General features: G+C 67.8%; 14 protein-coding genes. 9 read left to right on the plus strand and 5 right to left on the minus strand.

From position 1 onward, the window contains the following. Window positions 1-38 precede the first annotated feature (38 nt). The 4 genes from secD (at window position 39) to AC3IS2_RS05550 (ending at window position 3,990) form a co-directional block, all read left to right on the plus strand. Complete coding sequence (secD, locus tag AC3IS2_RS05535; RefSeq protein WP_489199647.1) at window positions 39-1,637, plus strand: protein translocase subunit SecD; 1,599 nt, start codon at window positions 39-41, stop codon at window positions 1,635-1,637. Continuing rightward, the gene (gene secF, locus AC3IS2_RS05540; RefSeq protein ID WP_489199648.1) at window positions 1,637-2,605 is read left to right on the plus strand and encodes a protein translocase subunit SecF; all 969 of its coding nucleotides are present in this window, start codon (window positions 1,637-1,639) and stop codon (window positions 2,603-2,605) included. The genes secD and secF overlap by 1 nt, the downstream gene beginning before the upstream one ends. Window positions 2,606-2,696: 91 nt before the next feature. After that, window positions 2,697-3,317: a hypothetical protein gene (locus AC3IS2_RS05545; protein ID WP_489199649.1), complete on the plus strand. Its 621-nt coding sequence runs from the start codon at window positions 2,697-2,699 to the stop codon at window positions 3,315-3,317. A gap of 40 nt (window positions 3,318-3,357) precedes the next feature. Continuing rightward, window positions 3,358-3,990, plus strand: coding sequence for a squalene/phytoene synthase family protein (locus AC3IS2_RS05550; protein ID WP_489199650.1), 633 nt, complete (start codon window positions 3,358-3,360; stop codon window positions 3,988-3,990). On the opposite strand, the gene AC3IS2_RS05555 is transcribed toward AC3IS2_RS05550, so the two are convergent. After that, window positions 3,987-4,478, minus strand: a complete 492-nt coding sequence (locus AC3IS2_RS05555) for a MarR family winged helix-turn-helix transcriptional regulator (RefSeq protein WP_489199651.1) — start codon at window positions 4,476-4,478, stop codon at window positions 3,987-3,989. The genes AC3IS2_RS05550 and AC3IS2_RS05555 overlap by 4 nt on opposite strands. A gap of 68 nt (window positions 4,479-4,546) precedes the next feature. Between AC3IS2_RS05555 and AC3IS2_RS05560 the strand changes: the two genes are divergently transcribed. Further along, window positions 4,547-5,752 carry an MFS transporter gene (locus AC3IS2_RS05560; RefSeq protein ID WP_489199652.1) on the plus strand — a complete coding sequence of 402 codons (1,206 nt, stop codon included), beginning with the start codon at window positions 4,547-4,549 and terminating at the stop codon, window positions 5,750-5,752. A 19-nt stretch (window positions 5,753-5,771) separates the two neighbouring features. On the opposite strand, the gene trmFO is transcribed toward AC3IS2_RS05560, so the two are convergent. Next, window positions 5,772-7,166 (minus strand): methylenetetrahydrofolate--tRNA-(uracil(54)-C(5))-methyltransferase (FADH(2)-oxidizing) TrmFO, encoded by a 1,395-nt coding sequence (gene trmFO / locus AC3IS2_RS05565; protein ID WP_489199653.1) that lies wholly within the window; start codon window positions 7,164-7,166, stop codon window positions 5,772-5,774. A 116-nt stretch (window positions 7,167-7,282) separates the two neighbouring features. Between trmFO and AC3IS2_RS05570 the strand changes: the two genes are divergently transcribed. Next, on the plus strand, window positions 7,283-8,209 hold the full coding sequence (locus tag AC3IS2_RS05570; protein WP_489199654.1) for a hypothetical protein: 927 nt from the start codon (window positions 7,283-7,285) through the stop codon (window positions 8,207-8,209). A 21-nt stretch (window positions 8,210-8,230) separates the two neighbouring features. Next, window positions 8,231-9,118, plus strand: coding sequence for a hypothetical protein (locus AC3IS2_RS05575; protein WP_489199655.1), 888 nt, complete (start codon window positions 8,231-8,233; stop codon window positions 9,116-9,118). Between the two features lie 26 nt (window positions 9,119-9,144). Here the strand turns inward: AC3IS2_RS05575 and uvrA are convergent, their stop codons facing one another. Together uvrA and AC3IS2_RS05585 are read right to left on the minus strand one after the other, a co-directional pair. Beyond that, window positions 9,145-12,087, minus strand: a complete 2,943-nt coding sequence (gene uvrA, locus AC3IS2_RS05580; RefSeq protein WP_489199656.1) for an excinuclease ABC subunit UvrA — start codon at window positions 12,085-12,087, stop codon at window positions 9,145-9,147. Window positions 12,088-12,190: 103 nt separating this feature from the next. Continuing rightward, complete coding sequence (locus tag AC3IS2_RS05585; RefSeq protein WP_489199657.1) at window positions 12,191-12,715, minus strand: group III truncated hemoglobin; 525 nt, start codon at window positions 12,713-12,715, stop codon at window positions 12,191-12,193. Window positions 12,716-12,840: 125 nt separating this feature from the next. On the opposite strand from AC3IS2_RS05585, the gene AC3IS2_RS05590 reads away from it, so the two are divergent. Further along, on the plus strand, window positions 12,841-12,978 hold the full coding sequence (locus AC3IS2_RS05590; protein WP_489199658.1) for a hypothetical protein: 138 nt from the start codon (window positions 12,841-12,843) through the stop codon (window positions 12,976-12,978). Further along, complete coding sequence (locus tag AC3IS2_RS05595; RefSeq protein WP_489199659.1) at window positions 12,944-14,545, plus strand: ABC-F family ATP-binding cassette domain-containing protein; 1,602 nt, start codon at window positions 12,944-12,946, stop codon at window positions 14,543-14,545. Before AC3IS2_RS05590 ends, AC3IS2_RS05595 begins: the two co-directional genes overlap by 35 nt. Here AC3IS2_RS05595 and AC3IS2_RS05600 read toward each other — a convergent pair. Further along, window positions 14,518-16,107, minus strand: coding sequence for an EAL domain-containing protein (locus tag AC3IS2_RS05600; protein ID WP_489199661.1), 1,590 nt, complete (start codon window positions 16,105-16,107; stop codon window positions 14,518-14,520). The genes AC3IS2_RS05595 and AC3IS2_RS05600 overlap by 28 nt on opposite strands. Between the last annotated feature and the right edge of the window lie 10 nt (window positions 16,108-16,117).

The following is a 16,117-nucleotide window of genomic DNA, read 5'->3' on the forward strand; positions in this document are numbered from 1 at the left end:
GCCCACGCCGCTGACGCCCGCCCGAAAAGAGCCCTGACATGATTCAGCTTTCGCGCTGGAAAATCGTCCTGGTCGTGCTGTCGCTCGTCTTCGGGCTGCTGCTGGCCTTTCCCAACGTCCTGACGCCCGCCCAGCGCGAGGCTCTGCCCGGCTGGTTGCCGAAGAACGGTCTGAACCTGGGTCTCGACCTTCAGGGCGGGTCCTACCTGCTGCTGGAAGTCGATGTCCCGGCGATGCGCGCCAAGCGCGTCACCAACCTGGTCGAAGACGTTCGCGTCACCCTGGCCGAACAGAAGATCCCCATCGGCGGCCTGCAACGCGAAGCCGGCGGCGTGGTCGTGACGATCGGCGAGGGCGCGCAATACGACGCCGCCCTGACCGCCCTGCGCACCCTGGCGCAGACCGGCGCGCCGCAAGGTCAGGCTGATCGCGTCGTCACGCGCCTGAACGACAACCGCATCCGTTTCGTCTTCACCGACGCCGCTCTGGCGTCCATGGGCGCGACGGCGGTGGATCAGTCGATCGAAGTCGTCCGTCGCCGGATCGACAGCACCGGCACCAAGGAAATCTCGATCACCCGCCAGGGCGCCGACCGCATCGTCGTCCAGGCGCCGGGCGAGAGCGATCCGGCCAAGCTGGAGGCCGTCATCGGCCAGACGGCGCAGCTGACCTTCCAGATGGTTGATAGTTCGTCGACTGGTCTGCAGGACGCCCTGGCCGGCCGCGTGCCGCCGGATTCCGAACTGCTGGTCGGCGAAGACGGCGTCACCCCCTATCTGGTCAAGAAGCGGGTCCTGGTGTCGGGCGAGAACCTGACCCGCGCCGGCGTCGGCTCGGATCAGAACGGCCGTCCGGCCATCGACTTCCGCTTCGACGGTCAGGGCGCGCGGCGCTTCGCCGAAGCCACGACCCAGAACATCGGCAAGCCCTTCGCCATCATCCTGGACGGCAAGGTCATTTCGGCCCCGACCATTCAGGTGCCGATCACCAACGGTTCGGGACAGATCACCGGCAACTTCTCGATCGAGTCCGCCGCCACCCTGGTGAACCTGCTGAACGGCGGCGCCCTGCCGGCGCCGTTGAAAGTCGAGGAACGTCGCGTGGTCGGCGCGGAACTGGGCGCGGACGCCATCAAGGCCGGTCAGATTTCGACCGCAGTCGGCGCCGCCATCATCGTCCTGTTCATGATCCTGTCCTACGGCTTCCTGTTTGGCGGCATCTCGGTCATCGGCCTGATGCTGAACGGCATCCTGATCGTGGCGGCCATGTCGCTGTTCCAGGCGACCCTGACCCTGCCAGGCATCGCCGGTCTGGTTCTGACTTTCGCGGTGGCGGTCGACGCCAACGTGTTGATCTTTGAACGGATGCGCGACGAAGCGCGGGCAGGCCGGTCTGTCATCGCTTCGATGGACGCAGGCTTCAACAAGGCCATGGGCACCATCATCGACGCCAACCTGACCACCCTGGTCGCGGCCTTGATCATGTTCGCCTTCGGCGCCGGCCCCGTGCGCGGCTTCGCCTGGACGCTGACCATCGGCGTGTTTACCTCCATGTTCTCCTCGGTGATGGTCGCCCAGGTCCTGCTTGGGTATTGGCTCAAAGTCGCCAAGCCCAAAAAACTGCCGATCGCGGAGTGATGGCGATGCGTGGATGGCCTCTCATCAAACTACTGCCGCACAAGACGAACTTCCAGTTCGTGAAGTACGCCTTGCCGGCAGGTGTCCTGTCCGTTGTGCTGTGCGTCGCTTCGTTGGTCGCCTGCTTCTATCCCGGCCTGGAAATGGGCATCGACTTCAAAGGCGGCGCGGTCATGGAAATGACCGCTCCCGCCGGCCAGTCGATCAACGCGGGCGATGTCCGTGAGGCGATGACCAAGCTCGATCTGGGCGAAGTCCAGGTCCAGAACATTGACGGCGCCCAGCGCGCCATCGTCCGCTTCCAGGTTCCGGAGAACGAAGATCAAACCGCTGTCGTGACGCGGGTCCAGAAGAGCATCACGGACGCCGTCGGTCAGGTCGCCTTCTCGGGCACCAGCATCGTCGGCTCCAAGGTCTCGGGCGAGCTGTTCACCAGCGGCCTGATGGCGCTGGGCGCGGCCATCGTGCTGATGTTCGGCTATATCTGGTTCCGGTTCGAGCCGCAGTTCGGCTTCGGCGCCGTGGTCGGTCTGGTTCACGACGTGATCCTGACCTTCGGCCTGATCGTGCTGTTCCGGCTGGAGTTCAGCCTGAACATGGTCGCCGCCATCCTGACCGTCATCGGCTATTCGATGAATGACACGGTCGTGGTGTTCGACCGCCTTCGCGAGAACCTGCGCAAGTACAAGACCATGCCTCTGCGCGAGGTGATCGACCTGTCGATCAACGAGACCCTGTCGCGGACCATCATCACCGGCGTCACCGCCGTCATGGTGCTGGCGGCGCTGGCCGTGTTCGGCGGCGAGGCCCTGTTCGGCTTCTCCATCGCCCTGATGGCCGGCATCATCATCGGCACCTATTCGTCGATCTACGTCGGCGCGCCGATCATCCTGCTGTGGGGCGTCAAGCGCGGCTCCGTCGACGAAGACACCAAGCCGGTCAAGTTCGGCATGGCCAGCCGCCCCTAAGGGCTCGGCTCACCTGAAATGCTCCTCCTTCCCCCCGACGGGGAGGGAGGAGTAAGGTCACGCTTCCTGATTCCGACCCGGGGAGGGGCGCATGGCCAAACTGCTTTCAAACTTCAGAACGACATTCCTGCTCAGCATCGTGCTGGCGGGCGTCATGATCTTCGCTTTCGGCCGCATCGCGCCGGGCGGTTTCGATCTGGGCTTCGCACAAGCGGTCCTGCGCTGGGTCCACGTCGTGGCCGGCATCCTGTGGATCGGCCTGCTGTATTACTTCAACTTCGTGCAGATCCGGGTCATGCCCGCGATCCCGGCCGAGCTGAAGCCCGCCGTCAGCAAGCATATCGCGCCTGAGGCCCTGTTCTGGTTCCGTTGGTCGGCGCTCGTGACGGTGCTGGCGGGGATCGCGGTCCTGTTCACGCGCGGCCATGCCTATGCCCATGAAGTGCTGACCTTCGGCCTGGTCGGCGGTCTGAACGCGGGCGACCAGCAGTTCACCCTGATGGGCATCGGCGTCTGGTTGGCCATCGTCATGTTCCTCAACGTCTGGGGCGTCATCTGGCCGAACCAGAAGCGCGCGCTGGGCATCGTCGCCGTGGACGACGACAAGAAGGCCAAGGCCGCGCGCATCGCCATGCTGGGCAGCCGCACCAACCTGTTGCTGTCCCTGCCGATGCTGACCTCGATGGCCATGTATCAGACCCTGTTCGGCTGACACTTGAACCGCATCCCGCAATGGTCGATGGCCTTGCGGGATGACTACCTTTGTTGATCTCGATACCCAGGTCCGCGCCGCCGACCCCGACCGCTGGCTGTCCAGCCGGTTCGTGGCCGACGAACAGGCGCGCGCGGACCTGATCTCCCTCTACGCCCTCGAGGCGGAGCTGCTGGCCATTCCCACCCGCGTCACCCAGCCCATGCTGGCGGAGATGCGCTACACATGGTGGGCCGAGCAGATGGAGGGCGTCTTCGCCAATACGCCGCGCGTCGGCCATCCGGTGCTGGAAGCCCTGACCGCCGCCGTCGCCCGTCACGGGCTGGACCGCGCCCCCTTCGACGCCCTGATCGAGGCCCACATCGGACGGGTGCATGGCGAGCCGCACGACCTGGACGCCTTCTACGTCGGACCGATGCAGGTGGCCGCGCGGATGCTGGCGGGCGAGGGCCATGAGGCGACGGTCGTCGAGGCCGGGCGTCTGTGGGCCCTGTCGCAGACCGGTCGGGCCGACGAGGCGAGGGCGCTGCGATCCTCTGTCAACGCGGTGCTGCGGAACCTGCCCGCCGCCGCCTTCCCCGCGACGGCCCACGCCGCCCTGGCGGGCTTTGACCATCCTGAGCCGGTCAAGCGGTTGCGCCTGCTGTGGGCGGTGCTGCGCGGCCGCGTCTAGTCGCAGAGACCGCCGATCAGGCGAGCCAGCAGGGCGTTCAGCGTCTTCTGTTCATCAAGCGAGAGCGGCGCGAGGATGTCGCGCGCCGTTTCCTCATGGCTTGGCATGATGGAGTCGATCAGGTCGAAGCCCCTGTCGGTCAAGCGGACCAGAGTGGCGCGCCGGTCGGTGGGGTGAGGGCGGCGCTCGACCAGACCGGCCTTCTCCAGCCGGTCGATACGGGCGGTCATGCCGCCGGACGACATCATCGCCGCCTCGAACAGGGCGGTCGGCGTCAGGCCCTCTGGCGCGCCGGACCGACGCAGGGTCGCCAGGACGTCGAACTCGCCGTGTTGCAGGCCGTAGCGGGCGAACAGGGGCGTCTGGCGCTCGCGCACCACCAGTTGCGAGGCCTCGTTCAGACGGCCCAGCACCTCCATCGGCAGCATATCCATGTCAGGGCGCTGGACGGCCCATTGGGCGGCGGCGCGGGAGGCTCTGTCGGGCATGGGTTATCTTGACATCGAGATACTTGAGGTCGAGAGACTAGCGCGATTATCCAGTGGAGTCCTGTCTGATGACCGCACGGTCCGAAGCCGAACCGGCGCGCGGCGCGTCCCTGCTGCTGCTGGCGGCCATCTTCGCCCTGGCGCTGAACCTGCGCCCGGCGATGGCGGCGGTGGGACCGCTGCTGGACCTGATCGAGGGGGCGACTGGGATGGATTCCACCGCCGCCAGCCTGCTGACCACCCTGCCGGTGCTGATGATCGGCCTGGGCGCCCTGTCGATCCGGCCGCTGCGTCGGCGGCTGGGCGAGCGGCGCGGCATCCTGCTGGGCGCGCTGCTGATCGGCGGCGCCTGTCTGGTCCGGGCGGTGCTGAAGGATACGGCGGGCCTGATCGCCAGCGCGGCGGTCGTCGGCGTCGGCGTGGCCCTGATCCAGGCCCTGGCGCCGGTCGTGATCAAGCGCGCCTTTCCGACGCGGTTCGGCACGGTGATGGCGCTCTACACCACGGGCATCATGGGCGGGGCGGCCGTCGCGGCGGCCACGGCGGCGGGACTGGCCGAGGCGGTGGGTTGGGCCTGGACGCTGGCGCTATGGAGCATGCCCGCCTTTGTCGCGGCGGTCGTCTGGCTGCTGGCCGCGCGTGATCCGGCGGCGGAGGAGCCAGATCGGCGCGCCGTGGTCGAGGTGGTCCATCCCGAGATCCCCTTCTGGCGTCAGGGCCGGGCGTGGAGCCTGATCCTGATCATGGGGCTGGGGACCTCGGCCTATACGCTGGTGCTGGCCTGGCTGCCGCCCTTCTACGTCGATCTGGGGCAGGCGAGGGCGACGGCGGGCTATCTGCTCAGCGGCATGACCGGGGCCGAGGTGGCGGCGGGCGTCATCGTCTCACTGGTGATCGGGCGCTTCCCCGACCGGCGCGGGCCGATCCTGACGGCGCTGGTGCTGGCCCTGATCGGTCTGGCGGGGCTGGTCATCGCGCCGGTCGCTCTGGCGGTTCCGGTCGTGCTGGTCATGGGGCTGGGGATCGGGGCGATCTTCCCCCTGACCCTGATCCTGGCGATGGATCAGATCGACGATCCGAGCCGGTCGGGCGACCTGCTCGCCTTCGTACAGGGCGGCGGCTACATCATCGCCAGCCTGTCGCCGCTGGCCGCCGGCCTGCTGCGCGACCACATGGCCGACCTGACCCAGGCCTGGGTGCTGATGGGCGTCGGCGTCGTGGTTCTGGGCGTGATGACGCTGAGTTTCCGGCCGGGCCTACCCAAGCTGCGCTGAGGCGACCCGGCCTGATCGCTTAGGCGTCGCGCCAGGCCTTCAGCGCGGCCATGGCGCGGATGCTTTGCAGGCGCTTCTTGGCGCGGCCGCGTTCCTTGGGATGGATGCGCTTGCCGTCCTCGTCGACCTTGGGGGCCTCCAGCGGCGGCAGCAGGCCGTAGTTGATGTTCATCGGCTGGAACTTGGAGCCTGCCAGGTGGCCGCCCGTGATGTGCTCGACCAGGGCGCCCATGGCCGTTTCCGGCGGCGGGGCCGACAGGTCGCGGCCGAGCGCCTGAGCGGCGGCCAGACGACCGGTCAGCAGGCCCATGGCGGCGCTTTCGACATAGCCCTCGACCCCGGTCACCTGACCGGCGAAGCGCAGGCGCGGCATGGACTTCATGCGCAGTTGCTTGTCCAGCAGTTGCGGGCTGTTGAGGTAGGTGTTGCGGTGCAGGCCGCCCAGACGTGCGAACTGGGCGTTCTGCAGGCCGGGGATCATGCGGAAGGTCTCGGCCTGCGCGCCGTGCTTCAGCTTGGTCTGGAAGCCGACCATGTTGAACAGGGTGCCCAAGGCGTTGTCCTGACGCAGCTGGACGATGGCGTGGGCCTTGACCGTCGGGTTGCGCGGATTGGTCAGGCCGACCGGCTTCATCGGGCCGTGACGCAGGGTCTCGCGACCGCGCTCGGCCATGACCTCGATGGGCAGGCAGCCGTCGAAATAGGGGACGTTCTCCCACTCCTTGAACTCGGCCTTGGGGCCGTCCAGCAGGGCGTCGATGAAGGCGTCGTACTGGGCCTTGTCCATCGGGCAGTTGACGTAGGCGGCGGCGTCGCCGCCCGGGCCTTCCTTGTCATAGCGCGACTGACGCCAGGCGATGTCGAAGTCGATCGAGTCGGCGTGGATGATCGGGGCGATGGCGTCAAAGAAGCTGAGGCTTTCCTCGCCGGTCAGCTTCAGGATGGCCTCGGCCAAAGCCGGGGAGGTCAGCGGGCCGGTGGCGACGATGACGTTGTCCCAGTCCTCCGGCGGCAGGCCGTTGATTTCCTCGCGCACGATGGTCACGAGCGGGTGGGCTTCCAGCCGCGCGGTCACGGCCTGGGAGAAGCCGTCGCGGTCGACGGCCAGGGCGCCGCCCGCCGGGACCTGATGGTCGCCGGCCGCCGCCATGATGATCGAGTCTAGCTCTCGCATTTCGGCGTGCAGCAGGCCGACTGCGTTGAACTCCCAGTCATCCGAACGGAAGGAGTTGGAGCAGACCAGCTCGGCCAGGCCGTCGGTATGGTGGGCGTCGGTCTTCACCCCCGGCACGCCGCGCATTTCATGCAGGATGACGGGCACGCCGGCCTGGGCGATCTGCCAGGCGGCTTCGGAACCGGCGAGGCCGCCGCCGATGACGTGAATGGGTTTGATGGTGGGCGCTGCGTTCGACATGGCGGCCTTCTAGCCGTCCCGAAGCCTTCCGTCAGCCTGTCTTGCGCAGCAAGGCTGCGGCGGGGTGGCGCGTACGATATGGTCTGGCTTAAGACGGCGGTTCAGAGGAGCCAGTCATGACCACGGCGTTTTCCATCGGCGAGGCCCTGGCCTCCGGCTTCAGGCTGACCCGGCGCAGGCCCTTGCAGGTCTGGGCCTGGGGCGTGGCGGCGGCGGCGCCGTCGCTGCTGTTCGGCGCGCTGACCCTGCGGTTTTTCGGCGTGATCTCCATTGAGGATCTGGCCGCCAAGGAGCCGTCGGCGGAAGTGGTGGCGCAGATCGTCCAGTTTCAGGCCTGGACGATGCTGTTGAACCTCACCCAGGCCTTGATCGGCGTGGTCATAGCGGCGGCGGTTTTCCGGGCCGTGCTCTTTCCCGAACGTCCGGCGCGTTTCGCCGGTCTGAAGGTCGGCATGGACGAGGTGCGCCTCGCGGTCATCGGGCTGGCGCTGGTCGCGGGCTTCTATGCCGCAGCCATTGTGATCGGCCTGATCGCCTTCGCCATCGGCGTGTCGCTGTGGTTCGTGTCCGAGGCGGCGGCGGTGGCCCTGGGGCTGCTGGTGGCCTTGGCGTCGGGGCTGGCCATTTGGGGCGTGGTGCTGCGAGTCTGCCTGATCGCGCCGGCCAGCGTCGCGCTGAACGATTTCGCCTTTGTCGCGGGCTGGAGGCTGGGCAAGGGGCAGGTGTTGAGGCTGCTGGGGCTGAGCCTCGCCATCATCGCCGTCGTGATCGCGATCGAGCTGACGCTGTTGGCAGTGGCTGCGGTCGCCCTGTTCCTGACGGCTGGGATCAATGTTTTCGCCTTGGCCGAAGTGCTGAAGCATGCCGCGCCGCCGGAGGTGGATTGGGCCGCCTTCGTCGGCTGGGGCCTGGCGGCCTTCGTGCCGCTATCGTGGCTGCAGGGCTTTCTCGGGACCGTGATGTTGGCGCCCTATGCCGAGGCCTGTCGCGCGCTGCTGGCGCAAGCGCCGCAGGACGAAGCGCGTCCGGTTGCGCTAGGCTGAGCGGGAATCGAGGACGACTGCATGACCTTTTCCGCCACCGACTGCGCCTTTGAGGGGTTCCGCCTGACGCGGCGCGCGCCCGTCGCCGTCCTGATCTGGGCGGCGGCCTACGCCGTCTTCTTTGGCCTGCTGTTCCTGCTGGCAGGGTCGCACTTCGTCACCATCCTGTCCCTGATCACGCAGATGGAGGGGCAGGCTGAGCCGTCGATGGAGGAGATGCAGCCCTTGATGCAGGCCTATGGGGCCATCATCGCCTGGGCCATGCCGCTAGGACTGGTGTTCAGCGCAGTGATCAGCACCGCCATCGCCCGCTCGGTCATTCGCCCCGAGGACCGCAAGTTCGGCTACCTGCGCGTGGGCAAGGACGAACTGCGGGTGCTGGGAGCCAGCCTGATCGTCGCTCTGATCATGTTTGGGGTCTCCTTCGCGGGCTTCATGGTCGTCAGCCTTGTCGCCGCCGTGGCCATGGCTGCGCCGGCGCTTTGGCTGGCCGTCGTGCTGCTGTCGCTGGCGGTGATCGCGGGAATGGTCTGGCTGTCGGTGCGGCTCAGCCTGGTGGTACCGAGCACCTTTGCCGCGGGGCGGATCGTGCTGAAGCCGGCTTTCGCCATGACGGGTAAGAAGGTGTTCTGGCCGCTGCTGGGCATGGCGATCATCGCCTGGGTCATGGCGATGCTGGTCGGGCTGCTCGGCTCGGCCGTGGCGGCGCCGTTCAGCCTGATGGTGGGCGGGACGGAACGCCTGATCGCCATGGAGGGCGCGAGCGTTCCCAGCCTGCTCAGCGCTCTGGGGCCGATGCTGGCCGTGTCGCTGGTGGTCAACGCCGTGATGACGGCGGCGCAGATCGTCATCATGTATGCGCCGTTCTCGGCCGCCTACCTGCAGCTCAAAAACACGCCGCACGCCTGACCAGGGTGGACGCCTGACCGGATCGGTCAGGCGCTCTTGCGGGTGCGGGCCTTCTTGACCTCAGCCTTCTGAACTTCCGGGAGGGCGGCCACGCGCGCCTTGCGGCGCTCCTCGTGGCGATCCAGCACTTCCTTCAGATACTTGCCGGTCCAGCTGGCGGCGTTGTCGGCCACCTGTTCGGGCGTGCCGACGGCGACGATCTCGCCCCCGCCGTCGCCGCCCTCGGGACCGAAGTCCAGCAGGTAGTCGGCGACCTTGATGACATCCAGGTTGTGCTCGATCACGACGATGGTGTTGCCGTTGTCGACCAGTTCCTGAAGCACCTCCAGCAGCTTCCTCGTGTCCTCGAAGTGCAGGCCGGTCGTCGGCTCGTCGAGGATGTAGAGGGTCTTGCCCGTGGCGCGCTTGGCCAGTTCCTTGGACAGCTTGACCCGCTGCGCCTCGCCGCCGGACAGGGTGGTGGCGGGCTGGCCGACCTTGACGTAGCCGAGGCCCACGCGCTCCAGCGTCAGCATCTTGTCACGGATCGGCGGCACGGCCTTGAAGAAGCTCGCGGCCTCTTCAACCGTCATGTCCAGAACGTCGGATATGCTCTTGCCCTTGAAGACAATTTCCAGGGTTTCGCGGTTGTAGCGTTTGCCCTTGCAGACGTCGCAGGTGACATAGACGTCGGGCAGGAAGTGCATCTCGATCTTGATGACGCCGTCGCCCTGACAGGCCTCGCAGCGGCCGCCCTTGACGTTGAAGCTGAACCGGCCGGGGCCATAGCCGCGCGCCTTGGACTCGGGCAGGCCCGCGTACCAGTCGCGGATCGGATTGAACGCGCCGGTATAGGTGGCCGGGTTCGAGCGCGGGGTGCGGCCGATGGGCGACTGGTCGATGTCGATGACCTTGTCGAACTGCTCCAGCCCCTCGATCCGGTCGAAGTTGGCCGGGGCGTCCGAGGCGTTGTGCAGTCGGCGCGCGGCGGCCTTGTAGAGCGTCTCGATGGTGAAGGTGGACTTGCCGCCGCCGGAGACGCCGGTGACGCAGGTGAACAGGCCGACGGGGATTTCGCCGGTGACGTTCTTCAGATTGTTGCCGGTGGCGCCGCTGATCTTCAGCATCCGCTTGCGGTCGACCGGGCGGCGGCCCTCGGGCGGCAGTTCGATCTCTCGCGCGCCGGTCAGGTACTGGCCGGTCAGCGACTTGGGGTTGGCCATGACCTCGGCGGGCGTGCCCTGGGCGCAGATCTCGCCGCCGTGGACGCCGGCGGCCGGGCCCATGTCGATGACGTAGTCGGCGGTCAGGATGGCCTCCTCGTCATGCTCGACCACCAGGACCGAGTTGCCGAGGTCGCGCAGGCCCATCAGGCTTTCCAGCAGACGGGTGTTGTCGCGCTGGTGCAGGCCGATGGAGGGTTCGTCCAGCACGTAGAGGACGCCGGTCAGGCCCGAGCCGATCTGCGAGGCCAGGCGGATGCGCTGGCTCTCGCCGCCCGACAGGGTGCCGGAACTGCGCGACAGGCTGAGGTAGTCCAGGCCGACGTTGTTCAGGAAGCGCAGTCGGTCGGTGATTTCCTTGAGGATGCGGCGGCCGATCTCGCGTTGCTTGTCCGTCAGGTGGTCGTCCAGGGTGGTGAACCACAGATAGGCCTTGGAGATGGACAGCCAGCTAATCTCGGCGATGTCGGCGCCGCCGACCTTGACCGCCAGGGCCTCGGGCTTCAGGCGCTTGCCGCCGCAGACCTCGCAGGGCGTTTCAGACTGATAGCGGCCGAGTTCCTCGCGGACCCAGGCGCTGTCGGTTTCGCGCCAGCGGCGTTCGAGGTTGGGCAGGACGCCTTCGAAGGCCTTGGCGACCTCGTATTTGCGGGCGTTGTCGTCATAGACGAACTTGACCTTCTCGCCGCCCGAGCCTTGCAGGATGACCTTCTGGGCCTGTTCCGGCAGGTCGCGCCAGGCCTTGTCCATAGAGAAGCCGTAGTGCTGGGCCAGCGATTGCAGGGTCTGGGTGTAGAGGGGCGAGGGGCCGCGCGCCCAGGGCGCCACCGCGCCCTTGTGCAGGGTCTTGTCGCGGTCCGGGATGACCAGATCGGCGTCAAAGGCCAGCTTGACTCCCAGGCCGTCGCAGGTTGGGCAGGCGCCGAAGGGGTTGTTGAACGAGAACAGCCGCGGTTCGATCTCGCTGATGGTGAAGCCCGACACCGGGCAGGCGAACTTCTCGGAAAAGACGATGCGGCGGGGCTCTTCGCCCTCTGCCGCATTGGCCCATTCAGCGGTGGCGATGCCGTCGGCCAGGTTCAGCGCGGTCTGGATGCTGTCGGCGTAGCGCGGCTCAAGACCTTCTTTGGTAACAATACGATCCACGACGATATCGATGTCGTGCTTGAACTTCTTGTCGAGCGCCGGCGCGTCCTCGATGGCGTAGAATTCGCCGTCGATCTTCAGCCGCTGGAAGCCGTTGCGCTGCCACTCGGCCATCTCCTTCTTGTACTCGCCCTTGCGGCCGCGAACGACGGGAGCCAGCAGCAGCAGGCGTTCGCCGTCGGGCAGGGCGCTCAGCTTGTCGACCATCTGGCTGACGGTCTGGCTTTCGATCGGCAGGCCGGTGGCGGGCGAATAGGGGACGCCGACGCGCGCCCACAGCAGGCGCATATAGTCGTGAATTTCCGTGACCGTGCCGACGGTCGAGCGCGGGTTCTTGGATGTCGTCTTCTGTTCGATGGAGATGGCCGGCGACAGGCCCTCGATCAGGTCCACGTCCGGCTTGCCCATCAGTTCCAGGAACTGGCGCGCATAGGCGCTGAGCGACTCGACATAGCGGCGCTGGCCCTCGGCGTAGATGGTGTCGAACGCCAGCGAGGACTTGCCCGACCCCGACAGCCCGGTCATCACGACCAGCTTCTCGCGCGGGATATCGACGTCCACGCCCTTGAGATTGTGCTCGCGGGCGCCGCGAACGCGGATGAAGTTGTGCTTTTCGGTCATGGGATCCGGGAACGCGGGAGACCCCGAAAACGGTCCGGGGCGACGACGCTATATGGGGATCAATTCGCGCGTTTCAGCAAGAACAATGTGGGAACATTCTGCACTAGTCGTGAGGTTCCCACGCAGCTGCGGGTCGCACGTAGCGCTCGCTCGGTCCGACCAGGACGCCGTTGGCGTTGGCGATGCCCAGTTCCAGGCTTTCGGCGATGCGGCGGGCGCGGACGATGAAGTGGTCGGCGGCGACGGGCGGGCAGAGGTCGCGGGCGGTCGCCTCGAAGATCGCCAGCCAGCGGTCGAAATGGCGGGCGTCGATGGGCAGAGGCAGGTGCTTGGGCATGGGCCGGCCCTGATAGACGCCAGTGGACAGGGCCACCGAGGACCAGAAGAGCTTCATCTGTTCGAGGTGCGGACCCCAGTCCGCGATCCGCTCGGCGAAGATCGGGCCGATGAAGTCGTCGTCACGGACGCGGGCGTAGAAGCCTTCGACCAGGGCGTCGATCAGGGCCTCGTCGATGCCGGTCTCGGCGCGGATGCGGTCCACGGCTTCGGCCCGGCGGGCGGCGGCCTCGGCGCGGTCGGGGGCGGGGCGGTCGATGCGGAAGGCGACGGTTCGGTCAGGCGCGGTCATGGGGCCAAGATAGGCGCTCGGCGCCGCATCGCAAAAGCGGGGCCGGAGAATTGGGGTTGCGCTGCGAAAGATCAGCACCCATCCTTCTATTCAGCCAACGTATTTGACGAGGAGGCACGACGATCATGATCAGCGCTTTGGAAATCGGTTTCGCCCTTTCCGCTCCGCTCTTCGTGCTCGCCTATGTCCTCGCTCAGCCCAAGCCCCAGCCCGTCCGCATCCGCACTCGTGACGCTCAGCAGCGTCGCGGCCCGCACGCCTGACGGTCATCCCCTATTCGATAATCTGAGCCTCGCCTTCGGGCGCGAGCGCACGGCCGTCGTGGGCCGCAATGGCGTGGGCAAGACCACGCTGCTGCGGCTTGTCGTCGGTCTGGCCGAGCCCGCGGAGGGGACGGTCGCGCGCGCCGGAACGGTCGGCTGGCTGGCCCAGACCTATGAGCCGGCGCCCGGCGAGACCGTGGCTGACACCCTCGGCGCGGCAGGGCCTCTGGCGCTGTTAGAGCGGGTGCTGGCGGGCGAGGGCTTGGTCCAGGATATGGCCGAGGCCGACTGGACGCTGGAGGCGCGGCTGGACGAGGCCTTGGCGCAGGTCGGGCTGACCGGGCTGGCGTTGGAACGGCCCACGTCCAGCCTGAGCGGAGGCGAGCACACGCGGCTGCGGCTGGCGGGGCTGATGCTGGCGGCGCCGGACCTGATCGTGCTGGACGAGCCGACCAACCATCTGGACGCCGAGGCGAGAGCCTTGGTGGCCGAGGTCGTGGGGCGCTGGCCGGGCGGGGTGCTGACCGTCAGTCACGACCGGGGCTTGCTGCGGCGGATGGACCGGATCGTGGAGCTGTCGAGCCTGGGCGCGCGGACCTATGGCGGCGGCTGGGACCTTTATGTCGAGCGGCGCGAGGCCGAGCGGGCGGCGGCCGAGCGCGATCTGGAGACAGCCGAGCGCGAGGTCGGTCGTGCGGCGCGCGAGGCGCAGACGGCGCTGGAGAAGAAGGCGAAACGCGACAAGGCAGGGCGGGCGCATCGGGCGGGGTCGTCCGATCCCAAGATCCTGCTCGACGCCAAGGCCCAACGCGCCGAGGAGTCCGGTGCGCGCGAGGGCCGTCTGGCCGAGCGACGCCGGGCGGAGGTCGAGGCGCAATTGGTCGAGGCGCGCGAACGGGTCGAGCGGGCGCGGCTGCTGTCCGTACCCATGCCCTCGACGGGGCTGGCGGCAGGCAAGGCCGTGCTGGCGCTGGACGGGGTGGAGTGGCGCAGTCCCGAGGGGCGGTTGATCGTCGGGCCTGTTTCACTGCGTCTGACCGGACCGGTGCGGGTGGCGATCGCGGGGCCGAACGGGGCGGGCAAGACGACGCTGTTGAAGCTGGTTTCGGGCGAACTGGCGCCGACGGCGGGGCGGATCGAGCGGCCCGTGACGGCGGCCTTGCTGGATCAGGCGGCGGCGATCCTGAAGCCGGAAGAGACCCTGATCGAGGCTTGGCGGCGGCTGAACCCGGAGGGGACGCCGAACGACGCCCATGCGGCCCTGGCGCGCTTCCTGTTCCGCAACACGGCGGCGCATCGGACGGTCGGGACCCTGTCAGGCGGCGAGCGGCTGAGGGCGGCGCTGGCCTGCGTCATGACGGGGGCGCGGCCGCCGCAACTGCTGATCCTGGACGAGCCGACCAACCATCTGGATCTGGATTCCATTGCGGCCATCGAGGCGGCGCTGGCGGCCTATGACGGCGCGCTGGTGGTGGTCAGCCACGATCGGGAGTTTCTCGGCGCCATCGGAATTGAGCGCGAGGTGCGACCGGGAGGCGATCAGCCCCAGGCTTCGACCATGCCCTGACGACGGGCGCGTGCGGCGACGGGCGCGACGGTGACGGGCTCAGCCTCGGCGCGACCGAACAGCCAGCCCTGGCCGTAGCCGACGCCCAGGTCCTGAACAGCCTGGGCCGCTTCCTCGGTCTCGATCATCTCTGCGATGGTGCTCAGATTCAACGAACCGCACAGTTCGACCAGGTGGCCGATCATGGTGCGGGTGCGTGGGTCGCTGTCGATGCCGCGCACGAGGGAGCCGTCGATCTTCACCGTATCGACCGACAGACCGCGCAGGTAGTCGAAGGCGGCGGCGCCGGCGCCGAAGTCGTCGATGCAGACCTTGATCCCCGCGTCGCGCAGGGCGCCGAGACGCCGGTTGGCGGCGGGGATGTCGGCCAGGGCGGCGGTTTCCGTCACCTCGACGATCAGGCGGCGCCGGTTGTCGGGATCCGACGCCGTCATCCGCAGCAGGGCGGCGACATAGGCGTCATTGGCCAGGGAGGCGCCGGAGACATTGATGGCGATCTTGAGCAGGCCTGATCCGGGCTGGCGCAGGCGTTGGACGATCTTCTCGGCTACGGCCAGATCGAAGCTCTCGATCAGGGCCAGCTCTTCCGCCATGCGGATGGCGGGGGCGGGCCCGCCGCTTTGGCCGAAGCGGGCCAGGGCCTCGAAATGGTGCACGGCCCGCGTCTTCAGATCGACGATCGGCTGATAGAAAAGGGCGAATTCCTTGTCGCGCACGATGCCGCGGAAGCGGTCGGCGTCCTTGAGCGTGCGCGACAGGGAATCGGCGAAGCTGAGCTCGGGCTGGGCCGCGTCGTCCTTCAGGCAGCCCTCGATGGCGAAGCGCATGGCGCGCAGGGCGCACAGGGCGTCTGAACCCACCGCCACTTCGCTGGCGCGCGAGGTCAGGTCCAGACCTTCGGCCAGACCGGCTTCTCGCACTTCCGCCTCCAGATCGCGAACGTCGTCGGCGTGTTTGACCAGGGCGTAACGGTTCGGCGTCAGGCGTCCTGCGCTGACGCCGTCGTGAGAAGCCAGCTGCAACCGCGCGCCGAGGCGGGCGGCGACACGTTCGTTGGCGGCCTCATTGGCGCCGCCGAGGCCCTGAACCTCGATGAAGGCGAGCGCCAGGCGCTGCAGAGCGGCGCCGCTTTGGTCGCCCAGGGTTTTGCGGGCGTGCTCCATGAAGCCGTCCGCGTCGGCGATGTCCGCGGCGTCGAGCGCGGCGCTCATCTCGAAGGCGGGTCCGGCATAGGTCAGGGCGCAGGACACGGCCGGGGCCAGTTCGGGCAGCATGAAGGCGCGGAATACGGCGCGCCTGACATGTCCGTCGCCGCAATCCACCAGCACCTCCAGCGGGTCGCAGCGGCCGCCGGCGATCAGGGCGCGGGTCGCCTCGACGACGGCTGGGCGGCTGGCGACGGCGAACAGGCTGGCGATCGGCTGGCCGATCCATGCGGCTGAGTTCTGGCTCGCCATCGGTCCGGCGCCGAGTGCGAACGCAATCTGACCGTTCCTGTCGATTTCGACCAAGGCGTCAGCTGCGGCGAACGCCAGTCCAAGAAGGCGGGATTTCAGGCTCATGGCGGGACCT

Source organism: Brevundimonas sp. KH_025 (assembly GCF_057839885.1).